The sequence below is a fragment of the Exiguobacterium sp. UBA3968 genome (assembly GCF_002385115.1).
Lineage (GTDB): Bacteria > Bacillota > Bacilli > Exiguobacteriales > Exiguobacteriaceae > Exiguobacterium_A.
This window is the reverse complement of record NZ_DGCW01000005.1, coordinates 1,538,483-1,565,245: the sequence shown is the minus strand read 5'-3', so window position 1 is coordinate 1,565,245 and position 26,763 is coordinate 1,538,483. Positions and strand designations below refer to the sequence as shown.

Annotated in this window: 24 protein-coding genes; 22 read left to right on the top strand and 2 right to left on the bottom strand. The window is 45.8% G+C overall.

Annotated features, from left to right (window positions below; all coding sequences use genetic code 11):
• Nucleotides 1–7 precede the first annotated feature (7 nt).
• The 6 genes from pyk to B3S86_RS09845 all read left to right on the top strand — a co-directional run bounded on the left by pyk (nucleotide 8) and on the right by B3S86_RS09845 (nucleotide 7,389).
• The gene (pyk, locus tag B3S86_RS09870) at nucleotides 8–1,756 is read left to right on the top strand and encodes a pyruvate kinase (RefSeq protein WP_035406280.1); all 1,749 of its coding nucleotides are present in this window, start codon (nucleotides 8–10) and stop codon (nucleotides 1,754–1,756) included.
• Between the two features lie 58 nt (nucleotides 1,757–1,814).
• A complete protein-coding gene (locus tag B3S86_RS09865; protein WP_035406282.1) occupies nucleotides 1,815–2,285 on the top strand; it encodes a DUF441 domain-containing protein in 471 nt (156 codons plus the stop codon).
• 218 nt (nucleotides 2,286–2,503) lie between these two features.
• Complete coding sequence (gene citZ / locus B3S86_RS09860) at nucleotides 2,504–3,616, top strand: citrate synthase (protein WP_290752017.1); 1,113 nt, start codon at nucleotides 2,504–2,506, stop codon at nucleotides 3,614–3,616.
• Nucleotides 3,617–3,687: 71 nt separating this feature from the next.
• Nucleotides 3,688–4,962 (top strand): NADP-dependent isocitrate dehydrogenase, encoded by a 1,275-nt coding sequence (gene icd, locus B3S86_RS09855; protein WP_290752012.1) that lies wholly within the window; start codon nucleotides 3,688–3,690, stop codon nucleotides 4,960–4,962.
• Nucleotides 4,963–4,984: 22 nt separating this feature from the next.
• Nucleotides 4,985–5,923 (top strand): malate dehydrogenase, encoded by a 939-nt coding sequence (gene mdh, locus B3S86_RS09850; RefSeq protein ID WP_056062660.1) that lies wholly within the window; start codon nucleotides 4,985–4,987, stop codon nucleotides 5,921–5,923.
• Nucleotides 5,924–6,249: 326 nt separating this feature from the next.
• On the top strand, nucleotides 6,250–7,389 hold the full coding sequence (locus B3S86_RS09845) for a zinc-dependent alcohol dehydrogenase (RefSeq protein WP_035406295.1): 1,140 nt from the start codon (nucleotides 6,250–6,252) through the stop codon (nucleotides 7,387–7,389).
• A 49-nt stretch (nucleotides 7,390–7,438) separates the two neighbouring features.
• On the opposite strand, the gene B3S86_RS09840 is transcribed toward B3S86_RS09845, so the two are convergent.
• A complete protein-coding gene (locus tag B3S86_RS09840; RefSeq protein WP_035406299.1) occupies nucleotides 7,439–7,864 on the bottom strand; it encodes a divergent PAP2 family protein in 426 nt (141 codons plus the stop codon).
• Between the two features lie 211 nt (nucleotides 7,865–8,075).
• Between B3S86_RS09840 and B3S86_RS09835 the strand changes: the two genes are divergently transcribed.
• The 13 genes from B3S86_RS09835 (at nucleotide 8,076) to B3S86_RS09775 (ending at nucleotide 23,611) form a co-directional block, all read left to right on the top strand.
• Nucleotides 8,076–8,795, top strand: a complete 720-nt coding sequence (locus B3S86_RS09835) for a response regulator (RefSeq protein WP_369792024.1) — start codon at nucleotides 8,076–8,078, stop codon at nucleotides 8,793–8,795.
• Entirely contained in the window at nucleotides 8,792–10,525 is a 1,734-nt protein-coding gene (gene pnpS, locus B3S86_RS09830) for a two-component system histidine kinase PnpS (RefSeq protein ID WP_035406301.1), read from the top strand. Before B3S86_RS09835 ends, pnpS begins: the two co-directional genes overlap by 4 nt.
• Before the next feature lie 212 nt (nucleotides 10,526–10,737).
• Complete coding sequence (gene polA, locus B3S86_RS09825; RefSeq protein ID WP_035406304.1) at nucleotides 10,738–13,335, top strand: DNA polymerase I; 2,598 nt, start codon at nucleotides 10,738–10,740, stop codon at nucleotides 13,333–13,335.
• Between the two features lie 16 nt (nucleotides 13,336–13,351).
• Nucleotides 13,352–14,182 carry a DNA-formamidopyrimidine glycosylase gene (gene mutM / locus B3S86_RS09820; RefSeq protein ID WP_035406306.1) on the top strand — a complete coding sequence of 277 codons (831 nt, stop codon included), beginning with the start codon at nucleotides 13,352–13,354 and terminating at the stop codon, nucleotides 14,180–14,182.
• The gene (gene coaE / locus B3S86_RS09815) at nucleotides 14,179–14,763 is read left to right on the top strand and encodes a dephospho-CoA kinase (RefSeq protein ID WP_214852872.1); all 585 of its coding nucleotides are present in this window, start codon (nucleotides 14,179–14,181) and stop codon (nucleotides 14,761–14,763) included. The genes mutM and coaE overlap by 4 nt, the downstream gene beginning before the upstream one ends.
• A gap of 154 nt (nucleotides 14,764–14,917) precedes the next feature.
• The gene (locus B3S86_RS09810) at nucleotides 14,918–15,961 is read left to right on the top strand and encodes a glyceraldehyde-3-phosphate dehydrogenase (RefSeq protein ID WP_035406310.1); all 1,044 of its coding nucleotides are present in this window, start codon (nucleotides 14,918–14,920) and stop codon (nucleotides 15,959–15,961) included.
• Between the two features lie 258 nt (nucleotides 15,962–16,219).
• Complete coding sequence (gene speD, locus B3S86_RS09805; RefSeq protein ID WP_023469024.1) at nucleotides 16,220–16,606, top strand: adenosylmethionine decarboxylase; 387 nt, start codon at nucleotides 16,220–16,222, stop codon at nucleotides 16,604–16,606.
• Nucleotides 16,607–16,713: 107 nt separating this feature from the next.
• On the top strand, nucleotides 16,714–17,082 hold the full coding sequence (locus tag B3S86_RS09800) for a hypothetical protein (RefSeq protein ID WP_035406312.1): 369 nt from the start codon (nucleotides 16,714–16,716) through the stop codon (nucleotides 17,080–17,082).
• A 13-nt stretch (nucleotides 17,083–17,095) separates the two neighbouring features.
• Nucleotides 17,096–17,572 carry a transcriptional regulator NrdR gene (gene nrdR, locus B3S86_RS09795; protein WP_035406313.1) on the top strand — a complete coding sequence of 159 codons (477 nt, stop codon included), beginning with the start codon at nucleotides 17,096–17,098 and terminating at the stop codon, nucleotides 17,570–17,572.
• Nucleotides 17,573–17,644: 72 nt separating this feature from the next.
• The gene (locus B3S86_RS09790; RefSeq protein WP_290751955.1) at nucleotides 17,645–19,006 is read left to right on the top strand and encodes a replication initiation and membrane attachment family protein; all 1,362 of its coding nucleotides are present in this window, start codon (nucleotides 17,645–17,647) and stop codon (nucleotides 19,004–19,006) included.
• Nucleotides 19,007–19,018: 12 nt separating this feature from the next.
• Nucleotides 19,019–19,936 (top strand): primosomal protein DnaI, encoded by a 918-nt coding sequence (dnaI, locus tag B3S86_RS09785; protein ID WP_035406319.1) that lies wholly within the window; start codon nucleotides 19,019–19,021, stop codon nucleotides 19,934–19,936.
• Between the two features lie 311 nt (nucleotides 19,937–20,247).
• Entirely contained in the window at nucleotides 20,248–22,188 is a 1,941-nt protein-coding gene (thrS, locus tag B3S86_RS09780) for a threonine--tRNA ligase (protein WP_035406322.1), read from the top strand.
• Between the two features lie 217 nt (nucleotides 22,189–22,405).
• Nucleotides 22,406–23,611 carry a right-handed parallel beta-helix repeat-containing protein gene (locus tag B3S86_RS09775; RefSeq protein WP_290751950.1) on the top strand — a complete coding sequence of 402 codons (1,206 nt, stop codon included), beginning with the start codon at nucleotides 22,406–22,408 and terminating at the stop codon, nucleotides 23,609–23,611.
• A 47-nt stretch (nucleotides 23,612–23,658) separates the two neighbouring features.
• Here the strand turns inward: B3S86_RS09775 and B3S86_RS09770 are convergent, their stop codons facing one another.
• Nucleotides 23,659–25,128: a catalase gene (locus B3S86_RS09770; protein ID WP_035406325.1), complete on the bottom strand. Its 1,470-nt coding sequence runs from the start codon at nucleotides 25,126–25,128 to the stop codon at nucleotides 23,659–23,661.
• A gap of 432 nt (nucleotides 25,129–25,560) precedes the next feature.
• Here B3S86_RS09770 and infC point away from each other — a divergent pair, with 432 nt between their 5' ends.
• The 3 genes from infC to rplT are packed head-to-tail and all read left to right on the top strand — an operon-like array spanning nucleotide 25,561 to nucleotide 26,710.
• Entirely contained in the window at nucleotides 25,561–26,091 is a 531-nt protein-coding gene (gene infC / locus B3S86_RS09765; protein WP_035406328.1) for a translation initiation factor IF-3, read from the top strand.
• Between the two features lie 27 nt (nucleotides 26,092–26,118).
• Nucleotides 26,119–26,313: a 50S ribosomal protein L35 gene (gene rpmI, locus B3S86_RS09760; RefSeq protein ID WP_023469015.1), complete on the top strand. Its 195-nt coding sequence runs from the start codon at nucleotides 26,119–26,121 to the stop codon at nucleotides 26,311–26,313.
• Between the two features lie 37 nt (nucleotides 26,314–26,350).
• Nucleotides 26,351–26,710, top strand: a complete 360-nt coding sequence (gene rplT, locus B3S86_RS09755) for a 50S ribosomal protein L20 (RefSeq protein ID WP_012371057.1) — start codon at nucleotides 26,351–26,353, stop codon at nucleotides 26,708–26,710.
• Nucleotides 26,711–26,763: the final 53 nt, after the last annotated feature.

The following is a 26,763-nucleotide window of genomic DNA, read 5'->3' as shown; positions in this document are numbered from 1 at the left end:
ATGGAATATGCGCAGAACTAAAATTGTATGTACGATCGGACCGGCGTCAGAAAAACGTCTCCCAGAAATGATCGAAGCAGGTATGAACGTCGCTCGTTTGAACTTCTCACACGGCGATTATGAAGAACACGGTGCACGAATCACAGATATCCGTCGTGCAGCAAAAGAAGCAAACAAAATCGTTACGATTCTTCTTGATACGAAAGGTCCAGAAATCCGGACGCATACGTTCGAAGATGGAAAAGCACTTCTCGTACGTGGACAAGAAGTCATCGTCGTCAGTGGTGACGCAAACGAAATCGTCGGAACAAAAGATAAGTTCTCTGTTACGTATGAAGGACTTTATGATGACGTCGAAGTTGGTTCGATGATCATGCTTGATGATGGTCTCATCGGTCTTCGTGTCGTTGAAAAACTTCCAAACCGTGAACTTCGTTGCTCTATCGAAAACGAAGGTGTCATCAAAACGAAAAAAGGTGTCAACTTGCCAAACGTGAAGGTTAACCTTCCTGCTTTGACAGATAAAGACGTAGCTGATATCGAATTCGGAATCAAGAGCGATGTCGACTTAATCGCACCATCATTCGTACGCCGTGCGTCTGACGTCGTTGCGATTCGCCAATTGCTTGAGAAAAACAATGCGACTCACATCAAAATCTTCCCGAAAATCGAGAACCAAGAAGGCGTCGATAACATCGAAGAAATTCTCGCGATTTCAGACGGTTTGATGGTAGCGCGTGGTGACCTCGGTATCGAGATCCCGACAGAGGACGTAACACCAACTCAAAAAGACTTGATCAAGCTTTGTAATGACTTTGGTAAACCGGTCATCACAGCAACACAAATGCTTGATTCAATGCAACGTTTCCCACGTCCAACACGTGCTGAAGCATCAGACGTCGCGAACGCGATTCTTGATGGTACGGATGCAATCATGCTTTCAGGTGAGACAGCAGCAGGGGACTACCCGATTGAATCTGTCAAAATGATGCACTCGATCGCAAAACGTACAGAAAAAATGCTCGACTACAAACTCTTGTTGAAAGATCGTCAAACTCGCAGTGAGCACACAGTAACGGATGCGATCGCTCAAGCCGTTACGCACACAGCAATCAACTTGGATGCAAAAGCAATCTTGACACCGACACAATCGGGCTACACAGCATCACGTATCTCGAAATACCGTCCGGAGCCGAACATCGTCGCTGTTACACCAAGCGCACGTGTCGCACGTCAGTTAAACATCGTATGGGGTGTGTATCCAATCGTCGTCGATCATCTCTCAGACAACACGGATGATATGTTGACACTTGCTGCAGATACAGCGAAAGATGCTGGTTTTGTTACAGACGGTGACCTCGTCGTCATCTCGGCTGGTATCCCTGCTTTGACTGCTGGTACAACGAACATGCTAAAAGTTCACATCGTTGGTAAAGAGATCGCAAACGGTCGCGGAATCGGCGAACGTGGTGTTGTTGGTGAAGTCGTCATTGCAAACAATGCTGAAGAAGCAAATGCGAAAGCGAAACCAGGCATGATCCTCGTTACGAACTCAACAGATCGTGACATGATGCCTGCAATCGAATTGGCTGCAGCAATGATCACAGTAGATGGTGGATTGACTAGCCATGCTGGTATCGTTGGACCATCACTCGGTAAACCGGTCATCGTTGGTGTTGAAAATGCATTGACAGTCTTCAAAGACGGTCAAATGATCTCAATCGATCCACTGACAGGTAAACTGTATAACGCATAATTCATTCATGACGGACGTGACTTAGGTCATGTCCGTCTTTTTTTCATGAGGAGGACGTATGGAAGCTTATCTATTTTTGATTGCCCTCGTCTTCATCGGGGTCATCGCACAAAATAAATCATTGATCATCGCTGCTGCTTTCCTGTTGATCGTCAAGGCGATCGGACTAGATGGTCGATTATTTCCATCCTTGCAGGCAAAAGGAATCACGTGGGGTGTCACATTGATTACGGCTGCGATTCTTGTACCGATCGCAGCAGGGGATATCGGATTTAAGGAACTTATTCAAAGTATTCGGGGGCATATCGGCATCATCTCATTTTTATCAGGAATCTTCGTTGCGATCGTAGCGGCACATGGTGTTGGTCTGATGAAAGAAGACCCACTTGTCACGACGGCATTGCTTGCAGGAACGATTCTCGCAGTTGGACTCTTTCGGGGAGTACCCGTTGGTCCGCTAATTGGTGCTGGGATCGCTGCGCTTGTCATCGGAATGTGGGATATCATCGCAAAAACGTTCACGGGATGAGCAGGATCAGCAAAGAATACGAATTAATTTTTTGATAATAGTATGCAAGTTCATTCACTTTTTGGGTAATTTTGTTTATACTAAGAACAGAAACAAGATGGTCTATTCAAGAGTACAGCGGTACAAGCATGGGGAACGACTCTTGAGTGGACGTCTTTTTTTCAATACGGAAATGAAAGCGTTTTAAATTTCTGGGGAAAAAAAGGGGGATTATTGTCATGACGCAAACTAAAGGTTTAGAAGGAATCGTCGCGACGACATCGAAAATCAGTTCGATCATCGATGGTCAATTGACGTACGGCGGTTATACAATTGATGATTTGGCGGAGCACGCCTCATTTGAGGAAGTCGTCTTCTTATTATGGAACGACCGTCTACCAAAAGAAGAGGAATTGAAGCAACTGTCGGAAGCACTCATTTCCGAAGCACCAGTTGCGACTGCCGTTCTCGAGACGATGAAGGTAGCACCAAAGTCGGCGAATGCGATGGCAATGATTCGAACAGCGCTCTCTCAACTCGCGCTTTACGATGAAACATCAGAAGATATGTCGACAGAGGCGAATTACGCTAAAGCCATCAAATTACAAGCGCAAATCGCAACACTTGTTACGGCTTACGCGCGTATCAAAAAAGGGCAGGAACCAATCGCACCTAAAACAGGTCTTTCTTACGCTGCAAACTTCCTGTTCATGTTGACAGGCGAAGAGCCGACAGAAGTGGCTGAAAAAGCGTTCAACCAAGCGCTTGTTCTTCATGCAGACCATGAGTTGAACGCTTCGACATTCACGGCACGTGTTTGTGTTGCGACACTCTCTGACGTCTACTCAGGTGTGACAGCAGCGATGGGTGCATTAAAAGGACCTCTTCACGGTGGAGCGAATGAAGCCGTCATGAAGATGCTGTTAGAAATTGATTCGGTTGAAAAGGTTGACGAGTATGTTCATAATAAACTTGAGAACAAGCAAAAAATCATGGGCTTCGGTCACCGTGTCTACAAGGACGGCGATCCACGTGCGAAGCACCTTCAGGAAATGAGTCGTCAGTTGACTGCTCAAATCGGGGAGCCGAAATGGTACGAGATGTCAGTTAAGATTGACGAGATCGTCCAGTCGGAAAAAGGATTGAAACCAAACGTTGATTTCTATTCCGCTTCTACGTACCATGCACTTGGACTTGATACAGAACTTTTCACTCCAATCTTTGCGGTAAGTCGAATGTCAGGTTGGTTGGCGCACATTTTAGAGCAGTATAGCGATAACCGTCTGATTCGTCCACGTGCAGACTACACGGGTGAAACGCACCGGACATATGTGTCCATCGAAGAACGTTAAAAGGACGGAGAGGAGTAATCCTCTCCTGATTTTTGATGTAGATTACAATTACTTAAGGGGGATTTTTAGACATGGCTACACTTCAAGGCGAAAACATCACAGTAACGAACGGTACACTTCAAGTTCCAAATGCTCCAATCATTCCATTCATCATTGGTGACGGAACAGGACCTGACATCTGGAATGCTGCGGTACGCGTATTTGATGCAGCAGTTGAAAAAGCCTATAACGGTGAGAAGAAGATTGAATGGAAAGAAGTCTATGCTGGCGAAAAAGCATTCAACAAAACAGGTAACTGGTTACCAGAAGAGACACTCAATCTCATCCGTGAGCACATCATCGCAATCAAAGGACCACTTACGACACCAGTCGGCGGCGGTATTCGCTCATTGAACGTTGCATTACGTCAAGAGCTTGATTTGTACACATGCCTTCGCCCAGTTCGTTACTTCACAGGTGTTCCTTCACCGGTTAAACGCCCAGAAGATACAGATATGGTCATCTTCCGTGAAAATACTGAAGACATCTACGCAGGAATCGAATATGCAGAAGGTAGTGAAGGCGTTGCAAAACTGCTTGAATTCCTTCAAAACGAAATGGGTGTCAACAAAATTCGTTTCCCTGAGACATCTGGTCTTGGAATCAAACCGATTTCAAAAGAGGGAACAGAACGCCTCGTTCGTGCAGCAATCGAATACGCACTTGAGCACAAGCGCGCTTCGTTGACACTCGTTCACAAAGGAAACATTATGAAGTTCACTGAAGGAGCTTTCAAAAACTGGGGTTATGAGCTTGCTGAGCGTGAATACGCAGAGCACGTCTTCACTTGGAACCAGTACGATCGTATCAAAGAAGAAGAGGGAACTGAGGCTGCGAACAAAGCACAAGCAGACGCTGAAGCTGCTGGTAAGTTAATCGTAAAAGACTCAATCGCTGATATCTTCTTACAACAAATCTTGACTCGTCCAAAAGAGTTCGATGTCGTTGCGACAATGAACTTGAACGGTGACTACATCTCGGATGCACTTGCTGCACAAGTGGGTGGTATCGGAATCGCACCTGGAGCAAACATCAACTACATGACTGGTCACGCGATTTTTGAAGCAACTCACGGTACAGCACCAAAATACGCTGGACTTGATAAAGTAAACCCATCATCTGTCATCTTGTCAGGCGAAATGATGTTCCGTCACCTCGGTTGGAACGAAGCAGCAGATCTCATCATCAAATCGATGGAAACATCGATCGAAGCAAAAGTCGTCACATACGACTTCGCACGTCTCATGGATGGTGCGACTGAAGTGAAGTGTTCTGAATTCGCGGACGAACTCATCAAAAACATGTAATCCGATCAGGAGGAATGAGTCGATGAACAGACGGAAGAAGATCGCAGTCATAGGAAGTGGCTTTACGGGCGCGACGACGGCACTTTACCTTGCCCAGCAAGAGTTAGGTGATATCGTCCTCGTCGACCGACCAGAGCAAGAAAATCCGACGAAAGGAAAGGCGCTTGATATGCAAGAAGCAGCGCCAATCCTCGGATTTGATGTTTCGGTAAAAGGGACATCGGATTATGCAGATATCAAGGACGCAGATATCGTCGTCATCACTGCCGGCATTGCTCGAAAGCCGGGCATGAGCCGCGAAGACCTTGTCAGCACGAATGCTGCCGTCATGACAGCTGTGACGAAGGAAATCGTCGCGCATGCACCAGAATCGATCATCATCGTTTTGACGAACCCGGTCGATGCGATGACGTATACGGTCTATCAAGCATCTGGTTTTCCGAAGGAACGTGTCATCGGTCAGTCCGGAGTCCTCGACACGGCGCGTTTCCGGACATTTCTAGCAGAAGAACTCAATGTTTCTGTGAAGGATGTATCAGGGTTCGTGCTCGGTGGACACGGAGATGATATGGTACCGCTACTGCGCTATTCTCAAGCAGGAGGAATTCCGATTGAGAAGCTCATATCGAAAGAACGACTCGATGCGATCGTTGACCGGACCCGTAAAGGGGGCGGTGAAATCGTTCAGTTACTCGGAAACGGTTCCGCTTATTACGCGCCAGCAGCGGCAATTGCTCAGATGGTCGAAGCGATTTTGAAGGATCAGCGACGTATTCTTCCGGCAATCGCTTATCTCGAAGGCGAATACGGATACAACGATATGTACTTTGGTGTACCGGTCATTCTTGGTGGGAACGGTGTCGAGCACGTCTACGAACTCGAGCTGACTGTCGATGAACAAGAAGCATTGAACCGCTCTGCGTCTACCGTCCGTTCGGTACTCGACTTATTAAAATCCTGAATCTAAAAAAAGACGAATCTGTCACTTTCGACAGGTTCGTCTTTTTCGTCTCGTTACAGTAGGTGTTGCGAGTTTTGACAATGCGGACAGGTCAGCCGATCACATCAAACGATAGATTGTTCGAGAAGACCATTTTTGAGACAAACGGTGCATCGGGCCATGATATAAGCTTCTTTTATATATAAATGTGTAAAGTAAAATGGTTAGTTCACACCATGTTATCCATGTAGTATAAAAGTTCCAATTTTAAAAAACATGTAGAATAAATGCTTGTATTAGGGTAAGGACAAAGGTACGTCATTTTATTCCACTAAGGGGGATTTTACATGCGCGCCGTAACGTACCAAGGAACAAAAGATGTTCAAGTCAAACAAGTACAGGATCCATCGATTGATAAAAACGATGACATCATCGTAAAGATCACCTCGACTGCAATTTGTGGTTCGGATCTACACATTTATCAAGGGAATATGCCGGCTCACAAAGACTATGTCATTGGTCATGAACCGATGGGCATCGTTGAAGAAGTTGGACCAGGAGTGACGAAGGTCAAACGGGGAGACCGCGTCGTGTTACCGTTTAACGTTGCTTGCGGTCACTGTTTCTTTTGCGAACATGATATGGAAAGTCAATGTGATAACTCAAACGGAAATCCGCATGTCGATACAGGTGGATATTTTGGTTTTACAGAAGAGTTTGGTGGACATCCCGGTGGTCAGGCGGAATATTTAAAAGTACCATTTGGAAATTTCATGCCGCTCGTAATTCCTGAATCGTGTGAACTAGAAGATGAAGCGTTGTTGTTCTTATCTGACGTTTTACCTACAGCATATTGGAGTGTCCTGCATGCTGGTGTGAAAAAAGGGGACACGGTCGTCGTACTCGGATCGGGACCTGTCGGACTGATGACACAAAAATTCGCATGGATGCAAGGTGCGAAACGGGTCATTGCGGTGGATGATCAAGTCTATCGATTAAATCACGCCAAAGTGACGAATAAAGTCGAGACCGTGAATTTTTCAGATCATGCAGAAAGTGGTGCCTACATCAAAGAATTGACGCAAGGTGGGGCAGATGTCGTGATTGATTGCGTCGGTCTTGATGGGAAGATGTCACCTGTTGAAAAAATCGAACAAAAGATTGGTTTGCAAGGGGGAACGTTGAGTGCCATTGATATTGCGAAGGATGCTGTCCGGAAGTTTGGTACCGTACAGTTGACGGGTGTCTATGCGAAAAAATATAATCAATTTCCACTCGGCGACTTTTTCACTCGAAATATCACACTGAAAATGGGACAAGCACCCGTCGTCCATTTGATGCCGGAACTGTTCCAGAAAATCATCAATAAGGAATTTGATCCGACGGACATCGTGACGCATCGAGTGGCACTCGATGATGCTGCTGCAGCCTATCAAACCTTCAACGATCGAACAGATGGATGCATCAAGGTCGTTCTAAAACCATAAGTCACTTCACATGCAAACAACCCATCCAAAATCGGATGGGTTGTTTGCATTAAAAGAAGAAAACTGGCCACAAGATACCGACAGCTAAACCGAGTAAGAGACCAACGAATACTTGAAACTCAGTGTGACCGACGAGTTCATTCAGAAGAGGGGTCTCATGACGAATTCCCTTAAAATAATCATTGAGTAATTTTGCCTGAACACCAACAGCTTGTCTGACACCCGTCGCGTCATACATGATGATTGTGGCAAATATGGCAGCTAGTGCGAAGAGCGAAGATGAGAAGCCTTCCTGAAAACCGATGACCACGGCTAACGCGACGACAGTCGAGCTATGTGAACTAGGCATACCACCGGAAGCAAACATGATCTCCAGGTCGAACTTTCGGGTCCGTACCAAACTCGTAACAAGCTTCGCTGCTTGAGCGATGAACCATGCCGTGATGGCTGCAAAAAGGGGATGATTCCATTCCATACATTCTACCTCCTACGATTGACGATATGTATTGATTCCCCGTTTTTATCGCTTTTACACGAATGATCAAGAGGGATTCATCGTCTCCTTTAAAGATTATGTAAAGAAACAGCAGAAAGATTTGTGATTTTCCAGTAAAAGTCGGTAAGATGAAGACAGACGAAGCGGATTCCACGGAATTCCTCATTCGAAAGAACGAAACTTGAGGGGGATGCAAGGTTTGAAAGATAAAATTATCGTGGTAGATGATGAATTGTCGATTGCAACACTATTGAAGTTTAATTTAGAGCAGGCTGGTTTTGTCGTCGAAACGGCACATGATGGAATGTCAGGTTTGAAATTAGCGGAAAAACAAGATGCCGCACTGATTGTACTGGATCTTATGTTGCCGGAACTCGATGGTCTGGAAGTATGTAAACGACTACGTCAACAGAAAATCAATACACCGATCTTGATGCTGACGGCAAAGGATGATGAGTTTGATAAGGTGCTCGGTCTAGAACTCGGTGCGGACGATTACCTGACAAAACCGTTTAGCCCACGCGAAGTCGTTGCCCGTGTAAAAGCGATTTTACGACGGATGAGTCATCAGACAGCATCCCCGGATGAGGTCACGGACGGAACGATTCTGATTGGTGACGTCAAAATCGTTCCGGATAACTACGAAGCTTTCAAAGCAGAAGAACGTCTTGAACTTACTCCTAAGGAATTTGAATTGCTCGTATATCTCGCTAAAAATAAAGGACGTGTCTTGACACGAGATCAACTGTTATCCGCGATTTGGAATTATGATTTCGTCGGCGATACGCGTATCGTGGATGTGCATATCAGTCACGTCCGTGAAAAAATCGAACCGAATACGAAAAAACCGATTTATATCAAAACGATTCGCGGTCTCGGGTATAAGATGGAGGAGCCGAAACCAGAATGAGTAAGTATCGGAAACGGTTCATCTTTAAAATGATTTCTTTCATTAGTTTGGTGCTTGTTGCACTCGGTTTTCTACTTGGACAATCATTTAAGGAATTCTATGTTCAAAATGAAAAAGAAAAACTGATGGATGAAACCTCGCTTGTCGAGACGATCCTACAAGGGCGCGAAGTTTCTGATATGGCACAGTACGTGAATCAATTGTATGCCGAATCCAATTTTGACATGATCTTATTTAACGGACGTGGGGAAATCATCGCAGGTACTCCTGTTGATGTCACGAAACTGAAAGTAGCAACGCTCAATTTCTCAGCGATTCCCAAAGATGGCACGTTTGAATCGAAGACGGATGACAGTGTCGTCCAGTTCACGAAGCCTGTTCCAACAGCAGATGGTGGAGAAGTGTACGTCAGTTTCATTCGTTATGCTAAAGATTTGAATATTATCTATTCACGGATTTGGACGGTCATTTTCTTCTCACTCCTTGCTTCGCTCGTAATCATCTTTTTGACAATCTATCGTTCAACGAAACGGTTCCTACGACCAATCGCGGAGGCGACCGATGTGTTGCACGAACTGTCACATGGGAATTACAAGTCACGCGTCTACGAGTTAGCGGCACCAGATGAATCACGTGATTTAGGACGCTCGATCAATCTCCTCGCACGAAATCTAGAGAATGCATCATCCGGTGAAGCGATGCAACGGGCACGACTCGAATCCTTGATCGAATACATGGGAGCAGGTCTCATGCTGATTGATGAAAAGGGTTATGTACTACTTGTTAACCGTACCTATCGGGAGATGTTCCATATTCACGAACCATCTAGTGGAAAATTATATTACCGCGTACTTCCGAACGAAAAGATGAGTCAGGTGATTGAAGATGTCTACCTGACAGAAAAACCGAATCGCAAACAATCGAGTGTCCGTTTCGGCATCAACAGTCGGACATTTATGGTCAGTGCCGCACCGATTTTTGATAAGAACGGTCGCGTGCAAGGAACGACCGTTGTCTTCAACGATATTACGGAAATTAAAAAGCTGGAACAGATGCGCAAAGACTTCGTTGCGAATGTCAGCCACGAATTAAAAACACCACTGACGTCCATCAAGGGGTTTGCAGAAACGTTACTCGATGGTGCGCAAGATGTTCCGGAAATCCGGGAACAATTTTTGCGGATCATTCATGATGAATCAGAACGAATGCAGACATTGGTCGAAGACTTGCTCGAACTATCGCGACTGGAACAAGACAACTATCAGCTTGAAACAGCGATCGTTGATGTGACGAGTCTCGTTCGCGAAACCGCTGAGCTGTTGCATCGACGAGCAGCGGAAAAAGAGATGATGATTCATATCGAAACGGAAGAGGAAGTCTTCATCCGGGCAGATTTGAATCGGTTGAAACAAGTCGTAGTCAACTTAGTTGCGAATGCGTTGAACTACACCCCGAACGGTGGTAACGTCTGGATTCAACTCGAGGATGGAGAAGAGTCTGTCCAACTCATCATCAAAGATGATGGGATTGGTATTCATCCGAAGGAGACGCAGCGTATCTTCGAACGGTTCTATCGTGTCGATAAGGCGCGAAGCCGTAATTCAGGTGGAACGGGTCTCGGGCTGGCCATTGTTAAACACATCGTTGATCTTCACCATGGAGAAATTGATGTCGAATCGGCGGAGCAACAAGGAACGACGTTTACGATTCGTTTACCAAAACATGGCTGAATTTCACAGTGGATTCACAATTCCTTAATAGATGTATCTTATGATGAAAGTACCTTCTTCATCATCTGTATGGCGACTGGATCAGCTCCCATGTCGTCATGCCCTTGGCGGTTGACTCTCCTTGAGTCAATCGTCTTTTTTTGGTCATTTTTAGCGAACAAATGTGTGCAGAGTGATACAATAGGGACAGAAAATCGATTAAAGGGGCGTAGATGATGGAAAATAAATTGTTATTGATTGATGGGAACTCATTGACTTATCGGGCGTTTTTCGCTTTACCACCAATGACGGACGCGCAAGGACGAAATACGAACGCAGCCTATGGCTTTACGATGATGTTATTGAAGTTGCTTGAAGAAGAGCAACCGACACATATGCTCGTTGCCTTTGATGCTTCGAGTGAAACATTCCGTCACGATGTCTATCAGGAGTATAAAGGAAGTCGGGAAAAAACACCGTCCGAACTACGAGAACAATTCCCGATCGTCCGAGACATCTGTGAAGCACTCGGTATTCAAATGATGGAACTCCATCGCTATGAGGCAGATGATTTGATTGGTACGCTCGCACGGACAATGCCAACGGATCGGACGCGGATTGTCACAGGAGACAAAGATTTACTTCAACTTGTCACGGATAAGGTCGAAGTCTTGATCACGAAGCGTGGGATCACGGACGTCCAGTGCATGACAGAGGAACTGTTTGCTGAGACGTATGGTGGTCTAAAGCCGATTCAAATGATTGATTTGAAGGGGTTGATGGGTGATAAATCGGATAATATTCCAGGGATTCCTGGGATTGGTGAAAAGACGGCTGTTAAATTGATTTCGGCATACGGTTCTGTTGAAGGACTGTACGAACATGTCGAGGATTTAAAAGGGAAGCAGAAAGAAAAAGTCATCGCGAACGAAGAGCTCGCACGACTGTCGAAAGAACTCGCGACAATCAAGGTGGATGTCCCGCTCGAGACGACGCTAGATGATTTGCAAATTCGCAATGTCGATACCCAAGTTCCTTATTCATTGTTCCAGTCACTTGGCTTCAAGTCATTGACGAATCGATTCGCCCCTGTCGTCAAAGAAGAGGATAAAGAACAATTAAACGTCGTGACGATCACTTCACTTCCTAAAGACGTCACGGATGCCGTATTGATTGCAGAACAGCTTCGAGAAGATTACATGGAAGAAGACATCATTGGATTTGCGATAGCAACGCCTGACACGATCTATGTTGCTGCTCCGACGCTCGTCGAGGATCCAGCATTCCGTCAATGGATCGAGTCGGAACATCAAAAGATTTGTCTCGATGCGAAACAAGTCGCATTTGCATTGCGTAAACACGGCTTGACATTGAACGGGTACGAAGATCTGTTATTAGCAGGCTATTTGTTAAACTTAAGTGGCGGTACAACACTCGCTTCGATCGCTGGTCATTATGCATTAATGGCGCCGAATGAGGAAGCAGTACTCGGTAAGGGGGCGAAACGTCTCGCGCCAGAAGATGAAGCTCTTCATCCTTATTTAGCTGAGAAAGCACGGATGGTTGAATTGCTGTTCCCAAAAGTCCGAGAAGAACTGAAGGCGAATCAACAATACGAGTTATATGAAACGTTAGAGCGTCCACTATCAGGTGTCCTCGCTGAGATGGAATGGACTGGGATTCGCGTAGACGTCGCGACACTCCAAGAGATGCAAGCGGATCTTGCTGGGCGTTTAACAGAACTTGAGACATTGGTCTTTGAAGCAGCAGGTGAGTCGTTCAATATTAATTCTCCGAAACAACTCGGTGTAATTTTGTTTGAAAAACTCGAACTCCCTGCCTTTAAGAAAACAAAGACGGGCTACTCGACTGCCGCAGATGTCCTTGAAAAACTGCGTCCGCTGCACCCAGTCATCGATCACATCATGCTTTACCGAGAACTGCAAAAGTTGCAGTCGACGTATGTTGAAGGATTGCAAAAAGTCATCAAGGAAGATGGAAAAATCCATACTCGTTTTGCTCAGACAATCGCTCAAACAGGTCGTTTAAGTTCGGTCAATCCGAACCTTCAGAATATCCCGATCCGGATTGAAGAAGGACGGAAGATTCGAAAAGCCTTCGTTCCGAGTCAAACAGGCTGGTCATTGTACGCTGCTGATTATTCACAAATTGAATTACGTGTCATGGCCGATATGTCGCAGGATCAGACGCTTGTCGATGCGTTCCTCCATGATGAGGATATTCATACTCAAACGGCAAGTAGTGTCTTCGGTGTCGAACCGGAAGATGTCACAGGAAACATGCGGCGTCAGGCGAAAGCCGTCAACTTTGGAATCATTTACGGAATCAGCGATTATGGATTGTCTCAAAACTTGAACATCACACGCAAAGAAGCGCAATCATTCATCGATCGTTATTTCGAGTTGTTCCCGCAAATCAAACAGTTCATGGATACAGCAATCGAGACGGCACGAGCAAATGGATTCGTCGAAACGTTGATGAACCGTCGCCGCAATATTCCGGATATCAATTCGAAAAACTTTAACTTACGTGGTTTTGCTGAACGTACTGCGATCAATACACCGATTCAAGGTTCGGCTGCAGATATCATTAAAAAAGCAATGCTTGATGTTCATGCTGCTTTGAAAGCATCTAATCTGAAGGCACGCTTGTTATTACAAGTACACGATGAATTGATTTTTGAAGCACCAGACGAAGAACTCGACGCTTTACAAGCACTTGTCAAACAAGCGATGGAGCAGACCGTCGAACTATCCGTACCGCTACGCGTCGATGGGGGCGCAGGGCATACGTGGTACGAAACGAAGTAAGCAAGGAGGAATAGATGTGCCTGAATTACCTGAAGTCGAGACCGTTCGCCGCAGTTTAGAACGTTCGGTCTCTGGAAAGACAGTCTCTTCCGTCAAAGTCTACCATCCGAAAATGATTCGGGGGATGGAAGTGGCGCCATTTGCAGATGCCTTACATCAAGAAAGGATCGAACGCGTCGAACGTCGCGGAAAGTTCCTGCTCTTTGATTTTGATCGTTTTTATCTCGTCAGCCATTTGCGGATGGAAGGAAAGTACTTCCCATATCCACAACCGGTTGAACGGGATAAACATACGCATGTCGTCTTCCGTTTCACGGATGGTTCGGAACTTCACTATAATGATGTTCGGAAGTTCGGAACGATGGAATTACGTGATAAGCAAACAGCGATGCAGACTGCTCCACTGGCACAACTGGAGCGTGAACCGTTTGATCCGGAATTTACAGCAGAAGTGTTAGCGGAGAATTTAATTCGTAAAAAGAGAAGTCCAATCAAAACGGCACTGCTCGACCAGTCCATCTTCCTTGGTCTCGGTAACATCTATGTCGATGAGACCCTTCATGCTGCACGCGTCCACCCGTTGACGAAAGCCGGCGCCTTGACACTCGACGATATCTCACGCATTCATCAAGCCGGTGTCAACGTTTTACGACAAGCGGTGGAAGCAGGGGGAAGTACGATCCGGAGTTATGTCTCGCCGTCAGGAAAAGGTGAATTCCAGCTTCAACTTGCGGTATATGGTCAAAAAGGGGAACCGTGTCCTCGTTGTGGTACAGCCATCGAAAAAATCAAAGTCGGTGGACGGGGAACACATTTCTGTCCGACGTGCCAACAGGTTGCCTTATGAGAGTCGGTCTGACAGGGAGTATCGCAACCGGTAAAAGTACGGTTTCTAGCTATTTAAAACAAAAAGGAATAGCGGTCATCGATGCGGATCTCATTGCGCGAGAAGTCGTTGAGCCGGGAGGGCGAGCATATGATGCAGTCCAACTGGCATTCCCAGAGGCGTTTGAAAAAGGACGTCTTGTCCGTCCAAAGCTCGGACAAATCATTTTTCAAGATAGTGAAAAACGACAACAATTGAATCAGTTGATGCACCCGAGTATTCGACAACAGATGCTCGAAGCAGCAGATGCCTATGAACGTTCAGGACATTCTCTCGTCGTATTTGATATTCCGTTACTGCTAGAAGGGGATTGGCGAAACCTGTTCGAACGCGTCGTTGTCGTCTATTGCCCAGAAGATATGCAGTTAAGAAGATTGATGCAACGTAATGATTTATCAGAAGCAGAAGCGTATGCACGTATCCATGCGCAACTCGGCATCGAACAGAAAAAAGAGCTTGCAGATGATGTATTCTTCAATGACGGTAGTATTGATTCGTTATACCAACAAATCGATGAGTGGTTAAGTCGGTATGGTGATTGATGCAAATGATGACAAGTTATGAAAAACATGAAGTGAGAGAAGTTTCCATCTTCTCTCACTTTTTTTAGAGAACATAATGAAATCGCTTACATTTCATGATATAGTTCTATCTGTAAACGGAGCTACATCCGTCACATTGAAGGGGGATCCGCACATGGGAGTCAAGGTGGCAGTCAATGGTTTTGGTCGAATTGGTCGAATGGTCTTTCGACGTCTGATCGCTGAGGGGAAAAGCGAAGTCGTAGCAATTAATGCGAGTTATCCAGTCGAAACACTCGCGCATTTAATCAAGTATGATACGGTACACGGAAAATTCAATTATCCGGTCGACATCATCGATGGGGCGTTGATGGTTGACGGAAAAGAGATTCAAATCGTCAGTGAACGCAATCCTGAGCTATTGCCGTGGGGGGAACTCGGCATCGATATCGTCGTCGAAGCAACAGGGAAGTTCAATTCGGATACGGGCGCTGCGAAGCATTTAGTGGCAGGAGCAAAAAAGGTCGTCATCACGGCACCTGCTAAAGGGGATGTTCGGACGATCGTCATGGGTGTCAATGATGACATGTATGATCATGAAACGGATGATATCGTTTCGAACGCATCGTGTACGACGAACTGTCTCGCACCTGTCGTACAAGTCATCGACCGTGCATTCGGAATCGAATCCGGTCTCGTCACGACGGTTCATGCGTTTACGAACGATCAAAATAACATTGATAACCCGCATAAGGATTTACGGCGCGCCCGGGCATGCGGCTCATCGATCATTCCGACGTCGACAGGCGCGGCAAAGGCGATTGCGCTCGTCTTGCCACATTTGGAAGGGAAATTAAATGGACTCGCGCTTCGTGTTCCGACACCGAACGTATCACTCGTCGATCTCGTCGTCGAAGTCAGTCGGGATACGACGGTCGCTGAAGTGAACGAAGCCTTCACGAAAGCAGCGGACGGTGCGCTTGATGGCATTCTCGGAATGACGATGGAACCGCTCGTCTCAATCGACTTTAACGGAGAAGAACGTTCGACGGTCGTCGACGGGCTCTCGACGATGGTCATGGGTGGTCGTCAGGTGAAGGTCCTCGCTTGGTACGATAATGAGTGGGGTTACTCATGCCGCGTCGTCGATCTCGTACACCTCGTCTCGGCACACTTAGAGGCGATGGGAACCGTTGAAAAAGAACTTGAATTGAATTAATTATAACGGGCAGATCCCAGCAATGACGGGGGCTGTCCCGTTTTTTTTCTTAAAATATATTAATTTTTGAAATTTATCCTTGTGTATCTTTTTGATACTCGCTATAATTCAAATCGTGAACTTCAATCGGTCTGGCAATCGCAGCTTAAAGGGTTAGGACCTCTCTGGACTAACTTTCCCCCGTGGGTGCGAACGACTCAGGCGCAAAGTAAGTGATCAACTACTTTGAAGACCATTGAATGTAGGGGGGATCCACAAATGGATACTATGGGAAGACACATTATTGCAGAACTTTGGGATTGTAATCCTGAAAAATTGAACGACATGGAATTCGTTGAACGACTTTTCGTTGACGCAGCACTTCAAGCAGGTGCAGAAGTACGAGAAGTAGCATTCCACAAGTTTGCACCACACGGCGTCAGTGGCGTCGTCATTATCTCTGAATCGCACTTAACGATTCACAGTTTCCCAGAGCACGGGTATGCATCGGTTGATGTCTTTACTTGTGGGGATCGGATCGATCCAGCCATCGCAGCGAACTACATTGCTGAAAAGCTCGATGCGAAAATCCGTGAAAATGTCGAAATTCCACGTGGTATGGGACCTGTTCAAGTTCCAGCGGCTACTGTCCAGCACGTCAACTGACAATACACACGAATTCGTCAAGCCCTCGTCGTTCAGACGAGGGCTTTTTAATATGTCTGACGTCTGTTATTCTTAATAGTAGAAGAAACAAAGAAAAGAGGATGACCATGGGACTGAAGGAACGTTTGCAAAAACAGCTAGAGACATCCGATACACATAAAAACGAAAACCTACGCACACACTACTACGCAGCAACTGTGGAAATGTTATTTGCTGGTTTAGAAAATATCTTAAAGCAAGATGGCGGAACGGTTCGTCGTGTTGACGCGGAACGTGGAGAACTCGCTTTTACCTTAAAAGAAGTCGATGGACTTGCGACAGTCATCATGGTGGCAGGCGGACGTACTGCCGTCGATCTCTTCTTACACCGTGAAAGTCTTCTCGGACCTGATCTCGAGAAACAAATTGAGCGAATCTATGCATCACTTGATGCAGGGTATCGATTAAAGATGATTGGAACAAAAGAAATCACGTGAACGGAGGTACGGCATGCGCTGTCCAGCCTGTAATTTTAACGGAACAAAAGTACTGGATTCAAGACCAGTCCAGGATTTCGGTTCGATTCGAAGAAGACGTGAATGTGAGTCTTGTGGCTATCGTTTTACGACATTCGAAATGGTCGAGCAGACCCCTTTAATCATCGTAAAGAAAGACGGAACGCGTGACGAGTTCAATCGCGAGAAAATTCTACGCGGATTAGTGCGTGCCTGTGAAAAACGACCGATTTCGATTGAACAGCTAGAAACAGTCGTCAGTCGGGTCGAAAAGGCATTACGAGCGACAGCTCAGCATGAGATTCCAAGTGAGCAGGTCGGACGTCTCGTATTAAATGAACTAGCATCCGTTGACGAAGTGGCATATGTCCGCTTTGCGAGTGTTTATAAACAATTTAAGGACATCAATGTCTTTTTCCAAGAGCTCTCTGAACTGATGGAGCGACATCAGGAAAATGACCGTGAGAATTGAACGTGATATAAGAGAGGTCGTCTGTCCGGTCAGCGCACCTCTCTTTTTCTCCCTAAGGAAAGGACGAGTCAGATGGTAGAACGTGAACTTTCCGGTACCGACCTTTGCTTAGTGATGAGCAATGGTGTCGTCGACCGTGAAGCTTATCAATCTTTATATTATTTATACCAGCCGATTATCGGTGTTAAAGCGCTTGGGCTCTATCAAACGTTTTGGAGTGAGATGATCCCAGGGAAAACGAAATCCCAGTATATTTCCCATGCGGAACTCGGAACACTACTCGGGTTTTCCGTCGATGAGTTCAAGGAAGAGTTATTTAAGCTAGAAGGGATCGGGTTGATTCGAACGTTCGAAGCGCGCCAAGCCGCTTATCGTTACATTTATCAAATCCGGGTTCCGCTCGCGCCGAACACCTTCTTGAATGACGGGGTGTTATCGAGTCTGCTGTTCTATCGCGTCGGTGAAATCCGGTTCCGGTCGTTACAGCATCGTTTTCGGACGGAGCCGCTTCCGAAGAACATCGTTGATCGGACGGTTCGATTTGATCAAGTGTTCGACGTAAAAGCTGGTCTTGCTTCCGCTCATCAGCCGAAAGCTTATGCGAAACAGGAACGTGCGGTATATGAATTCGACTATTCGTTTGATCTAGAAGAGATGAAGCGACAGACCGATCGTTTCCTGCCACGAACATTTTACTCAAAGACAATCGATCATCTGCTCGTGAAGCTTGCTTACGTCACGCAGTCGAATGAAGCATTGATGGCGGAACTGTTGAATGCCCGTTTCCGTCACGAAGCGTACTTGCCGATGACCGATGCTGAGAAGCAAGAACGCTGCAAACAGATGATGTTGTCAGCGAAACAAAAACTCAGCCGGGAGAAAAAAGCGAAGGTCGCCTCACTAGACACGATCGAGGTCGGAGACATCGAAGCGACGGAGACGATGGAAAGCACCCATCCGAAGCATTATGTAGCGAAGTTGCGAAAGGTCAAAGCGTTGTCTGAACGGGATGAAGAATTGATCCAACAATTGATCATCGATTATGAGATGTCGTCTGGGATCGTCAATGCTGCGTACTACTATGCGCTCGTCATCAAAAAAGATAATCGCTTCAGCAAGAACTTCCTCTTATCGATCGTTGATGATTGGAAACAGAAGGGATACGTGACGGCATCCGAGGCACTAGCGAAGACTCAGGAGCAGGATGAGTTGATTTCAAAAAAGCAGGAGCAAAAACAAGAACGTGCGCGTCAAACTGTTGGTGGTCGCCGGGGACGGACAAGCAACACGAATGGCGGGCCGAATCCGAAGTGGTTGCAAGAAGAGAAAGCAAAACAGCAGCAGTACGAAGCCTCTAAAAAAGCGAGTTTCGAAGCAGATGTTCCAGATGATGAAGAAATGGAACGAATCTTACGAGAACTGAAGGGGAACTAAAGGAGTCGAGACATGGAACATATCCAATCATCTATCGAAAAAATATTAAGTCGACCGGACGTCGCAGAATCGGTTCGAGCGATTCAACAACGAGTGTTGTCTCATCCAGGTGTCGTCATGTTCTTGCGGACACATCCGGAGATCGATCAACGGATGATCGAGCGGGGCATGCTCAAATTGAATGAATATGCGGAACAGATGGACGGAAATCGACTGATTGAAAGTAAGGCAGTCATCGAAGGGTACCAGCCGATCCTGCACGTCGAAAAAGGACAGATCGTCGTCTCGTATGAGAAGTCGCAAGCGTTAAAAGACCGAGAGGATGAACGTGCGCTTGAGAAGAAATTTAAGAGCCTGTTCCTGCCGGATGAAGTCCGCGATGCGAACTTCAGTGATTTTGACTTGTCGACGACGGACCGTAAGCTTGCCTTACGTGCGGCGTCTCAGTTCCTCAATCATCTCCGCTCGAAGGAGACGGTAAAGGGATTGTACCTTCATGGTAGCTTTGGTGTCGGGAAAACATACCTTTTGGCTGCAATCGGGAATGCTTTGAAAAAAGAACGGATTGCAACGATTCTTGTCCATGCCCCGGGGTTTGTCGCTGAAGCGAAACGGCGGATTCGGTCTGACTCGTTTGATACATTCCTCGAAGGATTTCAAACGATTCCAGTCTTGTTGATTGACGATATCGGTGCTGAATCGATCAGTCCGTGGGTACGGGATGAATTGTTCGGGATCATTTTGCAGTATCGCATGATGCATCGTCTGCCGACATTATTCAGCTCGAACTTATCTTATGATGAACTCGAACTCCATTTCGGGATCACAAATGATCAAGGCGATAAATTAAAGGCTGCACGACTGATGGAACGAATCCGGACGACGACGCAACCAATCGAGTTCCTTGGTGAAAATCGACGTCGCTACTAATTTTCCTTGTCAAGGAAGCAACGGATTCGTTATACTAATGACACGTCAATAGACGATGCAACGATTGAGGATATGAAGTATGAAATGAACCAAACTAGCGAGAGAAGAACGGTGGAAGCTTCTCATGGCATCATTCATGTCTTTACTCCCTCATAGCACGAACGGGGCTAATCCGTTTGCGCCTCACGCCCGTTAACGCGTGTTCGAGCCGAACCAGTGCATGGTCCGGGAACGAGGGTGGTACCACGAGATTAAGACTCGTCCCTTTTTAGGGATGAGTCTTTTTTATTTTGTAAAAGGGGGAAACAGTCATGTCAAACATCGCACTTACATTTCCAGACGGCGCCGTAAAGGAATTTGCAGCCGGCACGACAGCTGAAGAAGTGGCAGCTTCGATCAGCCCAGGTCTTCGTAAAAAAGCCTTTGCTGCTAAATTGAACGGGCACGCCATCGATTACCGTCGTCCAATCGAAGAGGACGGTACAATTGAATTGATCATGCCGGATTCAGAAGAAGGGCTCGACTTGATTCGTCACTCATCAGCTCATTTGATGGCACAAGCCATCAAACGTCTGTATCCGGATGAAACGATTCATCTTGGAATTGGACCGACAATCGAGAATGGTTTTTACTATGACATCGATATGGAACGTCGTCTGACAGAAGAGGACCTTCCAGAAATCGAGAAGATGATGAATAAAATCGCCGGTGAAAACTTGCCGATCGAACGAGAAGTCGTCTCGCGTGACGAGGCACTCGCCATCTATAAAGAACTCAATGATCCGTTGAAGATTGAATTGATCGAGTCGATTCCTGCTGATCAGGATTTGACGATTTACCGTCAAGGCGAATTCTTCGATCTCTGCCGTGGACCACACGTTCCAGCGACAGCGAAGCTACAAGTCTTCAAATTGATGAGCATTGCTGGTGCTTACTGGCGTGGTGATTCGAAAAACAAGATGTTACAACGGATTTACGGTACAGCATGGGCAACAAAAGATCAGTTGAAACAACACCTCCACTTCCTCGCTGAAGCAAAAGAACGGGATCACCGGAAACTCGGGAAGGAACTTGGTTTATTCTTCACTTCTCAAGAAGTCGGTCAAGGACTTCCGATGTGGTTACCAAAAGGAGCAGCGATCCGTCGGACAGTCGAGCGTTATATCGTCGATAAAGAACTCGAACTTGGGTATGAGCACGTCTATACACCGGTCCTCGGTTCAGTCGATCTATACAAGACATCGGGGCACTGGGATCACTATCAAGATGACATGTTCCCGAAAATGGAGATGGACAATGAAGAACTTGTTCTTCGCCCGATGAACTGTCCACACCATATGATGGTCTATAAGAACGAACCACGTTCGTACCGTGATTTACCACTTCGTGTCGCGGAGCTTGGTGGCATGCACCGTTACGAAATGTCTGGTGCCTTGACTGGTCTTCAACGTGTTCGTTACATGGTTCTTAACGATGGACATACGTTCGTCCGTCCTGACCAAATGAAAGATGAGTTTAAAGCTATCGTTCATCTCATTCAAGAAGTCTATGCTGATTTCGGGATCACAGATTACAAGTTCCGTCTTTCATACCGTGACCCAGCGGACAAAGAGAAGTACTTCGACAACGATGCGATCTGGGAAATGGCGCAACGTGAGTTGAAAGAAACAATGGATGAGCTCGAACTCGAATACTTCGAAGCAGAAGGCGAAGCCGCATTCTACGGACCAAAGCTTGACGTTCAAGTTCGGACAGCGCTTGGTAAAGATGAGACGCTCTCAACAGTCCAACTCGACTTCCTCTTACCAGAGCGATTCGAATTGACATACAAAGGGAACGACGGACAAGATCACCGTCCAGTCGTCTTACACCGAGGTGTCGTATCAACGATGGAACGATTCGTTGCTTACTTGATCGAAGAATACAAAGGCGCATTCCCAACATGGCTCGCACCCGTTCAGGTGAAATTGATTCCGGTTTCTGGTGTTCATGAAGACTATGCTCGTGAAATCAAAGCGATCCTGTTGAAAAAGGGAATCCGCGTCGAAACAGATTTCCGTGACGAGAAACTCGGTTATCGTATTCGTGAAGCACAAGTCAATAAAGTACCGGTCATGCTCGTTTTAGGTGACAAAGAAGTTGAATCACGCGAAGTCAACATTCGTCGTTACGGTTCAAAAGACTCGAGTAATGCATCACTCGAACAATTCATTGCAGATTTAGAGCAAGAAATCGCAAATCGTTCAAAATAATTCATGTATACAAAAACAATCCGCCCTGCTGATGTAGGGCGGATTGTTTTTGTGATGGGATGCTTGAAAGAAACCAATTTCATACCGATGAAACAGGTAGAACATCCAACTGAATCTATCTAAAATGACCAAATGTCATTTTTCCTTTAATTGGATAAATGCTATAATAAACCTTCAGTGGATGAAATGTTTTGAAGAATGGGAAGGAAGTTACAGATTGAAGAAAACAACTCTCGCTGTATTCATCGCTTCTTCACTTTTAATCGGTATTCATCCGAGCGAAGCGAAGGCGACAACGATTAAAAAAACATACCGGATTACACCAAAAACAGAAGCGATTGACCCAGCAATCCGTAAATATACGACCTATAATGCAAAGACACGCAATCATTATACGATGCGTTCTTATTTGGAACGACTTGAAAAAGAAGGGGGAGGCACCCTCGTTCTAACAAAGGGAACGTATCTGTCCCCGTTACGTGTTGGTATCCCGTCCAATACGACGGTGATCCTAGAGGATGGTGTCATCATCAAAAAGACGACAGAGACAGGGACGACAAAGATTAGTTCGACGACGAGTGTCTTTGATTTCGTTGCGCCATCTGTTTTACGTCTGAATAAAAAAGTTGGCAAATATAACGGTTCCCAGAATGTTAAACTCGTCGGTAAGGGGAATGCACAGATCGACTTGAATCAATATGCGCGTGGTTCGGCTTTCGCTATTGCCCATAATCAAAATTTGTACATCGGCGGTATTACGGTACGGAATCAAAAGGGTTCACATGCGATGGAACTTGATGCAACGAAGAAGGCAGTCATCGAAAACATGAAATTCGTCGATGCCGTCATGATACCGAATACAGGTCCGAATGAATCGATTAATCTCGATACCCCAGATCCAATCACGAAGGGTTTCAACTGGAAGTGGTCGAATCAAGATGGTACTCCAAATGAAGATATCACGATTCGTAATAACTTATTCCGTAACATCAATGTGGCAATCGGCACACATCAATACACGGAAAACAAATTACACACGAATGTCCGGATTGAAAAAAACACGATTGACGGAACGAAGGATTATGCGATTTCGATGATGAACTGGAAGAATCCAACGGTCCGCTACAATACGATCCGAAACGTGCATCGAGCAGATGGAAAAGCGATGACGATTCTCGGTAGAGGAGTTGTCGGAGGGACAATTCGCTACAATCGATTGGAAGACGCGGATCGCGCGATTCAAATGCAACCGTTCCAAAGTAACGGATATGCTCCAATCTATAATACGTTTACAGCAGATCAAAAACGGTACATGCAACAAAATACGGTCAAGCAGGTTGGACTCGATCAAATCGTCTTATTCAAAAAACTGAACGAGTTCACGTATAAAACGGCAGAGCGTTACGATTTTATTCCATACTAAGACACAAACAAGCACCCAAGACTAGTGTCGAGGGTGCTCGTTTTGCGTTATGAACGCATTTGTTGCAGGAACGGTTCGATATTGACTTGAAGCGCTTCTGATAGCTTCTGACCGAGTGATGCATCAGCACGATAGAAGTTACAGATTGCGAGCAGGACCGTATTTTCATGACGGACTTGCTGAAGGTCGTTGACGAGGTTTTTCAGAAGAGCTGCTTGCTCTTCTTCTGTCAGGCGACGGTATACTTCTCCGGCTTGACCAAAGTTATTCGTCTTCTCGATTTCGAGACGACCGTGTTTATCATCAAGCAACGGTTGATTTTCTTCCGTATACTCGGGTGTTTCTTTTGGTTCTTCTTGATAACGGTTCGGTTCGTAATTGACCGGACTCGTTTGCTGACCGACCGGCATTGCACCGTCACGTTGGTAGTTGTTCACTTGTGCAAACGGACAGTTGATTGGAAGTTGTTGATAATTCGTGCCAATACGGTAGCGTTGTGTATCTGAGTAAGAGAACAAGCGACCTTGTAGTAACTTATCTTCAGATGGCAACATCCCTGGAATCAAGACACCTGGGTTAAAACCAACCGATTCTGTTTCAGCGAAGTAGTTGTCGACATTTTTGTTCAATGTCATTGTACCAACGTGTTGGAACGGAATGACATCCTCAAACCAATCTTTTGTCGCGTCGAGCGGATCGAAATCGAACTGATCGACGTCAGCCGGATCAAGTACCTGTACGAACAGATCCCATTCCGGGTAATCGCCATCTTCAATCGCTTGGAACGTATCGTTTGAAGCATGGTTGAAATCTTTTCCTTGAATCTCTGTTGCTTCTTCAGCTGAGAGATTATGAACACCAGCTTTTGGTACCCAGCGTAGTTTCACATAAACCGTATTACCGTGTGCATTCACCCATTTGAACGAGTGAACGGAAGAACCACGCATTTTACGGTAGCTTGCAGGAATACCCTCATCCGTGAAAAGGTGCATGAGCATGTTCGTCGATTCCGGACGAAGTGTCATGAAGTCCCAGTAACGGTCAGGATCTTGAATATTCGTGCGTGGATCTGGTTTGAGAGAATGGACCATATCCGGGAATTTCATGGCGTCACGAATGAAGAAGACAGGAAGGTTGTTCCCAACGAAATCCCAGTTTCCTTCTTCTGTATAGAACTTGACAGAGAATCCACGTGGATCGCGGAGCGTCTCTGGAGAATGCGTGCCGTGAATAACAGTCGAGAAGCGGGCGAAAACAGGAACTTCTGTCCCTTCTTCTTGTAAAAACGCAGCTTTCGTGTACTTTTTCATCGAATTTTTGACAGTGAAGACACCGTGAGCACCAAAGCCACGAGCATGTACGACGCGCTCAGGTACACGTTCCCGATCGAAATGGGCCATCTTTTCAATTAATTGATAGTCTTCTAATAAAGTTGGTCCGCGACGTCCAGCCGTACGTGAATTCTGGTTGTCTCCGATTGGTACACCTTGATTGGTCGTTAATCGTTTTTCAGTCATCTGTTATTCTCCCCTTTATGTAAGATTAAATTAATTATAAAACAATAATCATTCTAAATAAACAGTTTTGCTTGCGAATGTTCTGAATCTTTTTTCATGTTATGAATGTACCCGTGAAAAACAGGTTAGAAACTTCTTGCTTATCCGTAAAAGGATTGCTATTATAATCAAGTATGTGAGCAACGTTCTGTAAGAACATAGAAAGCGGCTTGACATCACGGGAAAACAAGTGCTATGATAGCAAAGTGAAATGACAACAAAGCAGAAGCATCCCGCTTCTCACCATGTATGATAACTCGTACTGGTTCATCATGAAGATACGCAATGTATAGCAAATGCTGTGCCTTGGCGTTCCTTATGAGTGTGGGCGGGAAAAACTGCCGACGCTTTTTTTATAGCGTTTTCTATCATTCATTTTTCGTGCAATGCACGATGGAGGTGCTAACCATTAGCAAAGATCTGTTAATCAATGAAAGCATCCGTGCCCGGGAAGTTCGTCTTATCGGAGCGGATGGTGCTCAACTAGGTGTCCAATCACGCAACGAAGCGCTACGTCTCGCAGAGGAAGCGGAACTTGACCTCGTCATGGTCGCTCCACAAGCGACACCGCCAGTTTGTAAGATCATGGACTACGGTAAATACCGTTTCGAGATGCAAAAGAAGGACAAAGAAACTCGGAAGAATCAGAAAGTGATTCAGATGAAAGAAGTTCGTCTTAGCCCGACGATCGAGGAGAACGACTTCCAAACGAAATTCCGTAATGCGAAGAAATTCTTGGAGAATGGTAACAAAGTGAAAGCGAGTATTCGTTTCCGCGGTCGTGCCATCACTCACTCGGAAATCGGTAGACGCGTTCTCGAACGCCTCGCAACGGATTTAAGTGAGTTCGGTGTTGTGGAACAGAGACCGAAGATGGAAGGACGCAGCATGTTCCTCGTGCTTGCTCCTAAGAAAGAAGACTAATCGAATCGAAGTAGGAGGGAATCTCTCATGCCTAAAATGAAATCGCACCGCGGTGCTTCTAAACGTTTCAAACGTACTGCTTCTGGCAAATTGAAACGTGGTCGTGCTTACACAAGCCACTTGTTCGGTAACAAATCAACAAAAGCGAAACGTAAATTACGTAAAGCTAGCATGGTATCTACGGGTGACTTCAAACGCATCCGTCACATGATCGCGAAGTAATTTATCCAATCGTATACAGATTTAGGAGGGAATTTATATGCCACGCGTAAAAGGCGGATATACGACTCGTCAACGTCGTAAAAAACAACTCAAATTAGCTAAGGGCTACTACGGCTCGAAACATACACTCTTCAAGGTTGCGAAACAGCAAGTCATGAAATCTCTCATGTACGCTTACCGTGACCGTCGTCAAAAGAAACGTGACTTCCGTCGCCTCTGGATCACTCGGATCAATGCGGCAGCACGTATCAACGGTCTTTCTTACAGCCGCATGATGCATGGTCTTAAATTAGCAGGTATCGACGTTAACCGTAAGATGCTCGCTGACCTCGCAGTTACAGATGCAACTGCATTTGCTTCACTTGCTGACACAGCAAAAGCAAAATTGAACGCTTAAGTTCTACAATTCGTCGGGGAATTTAATTCTCCGACGTTTTTTTCGATTTAATG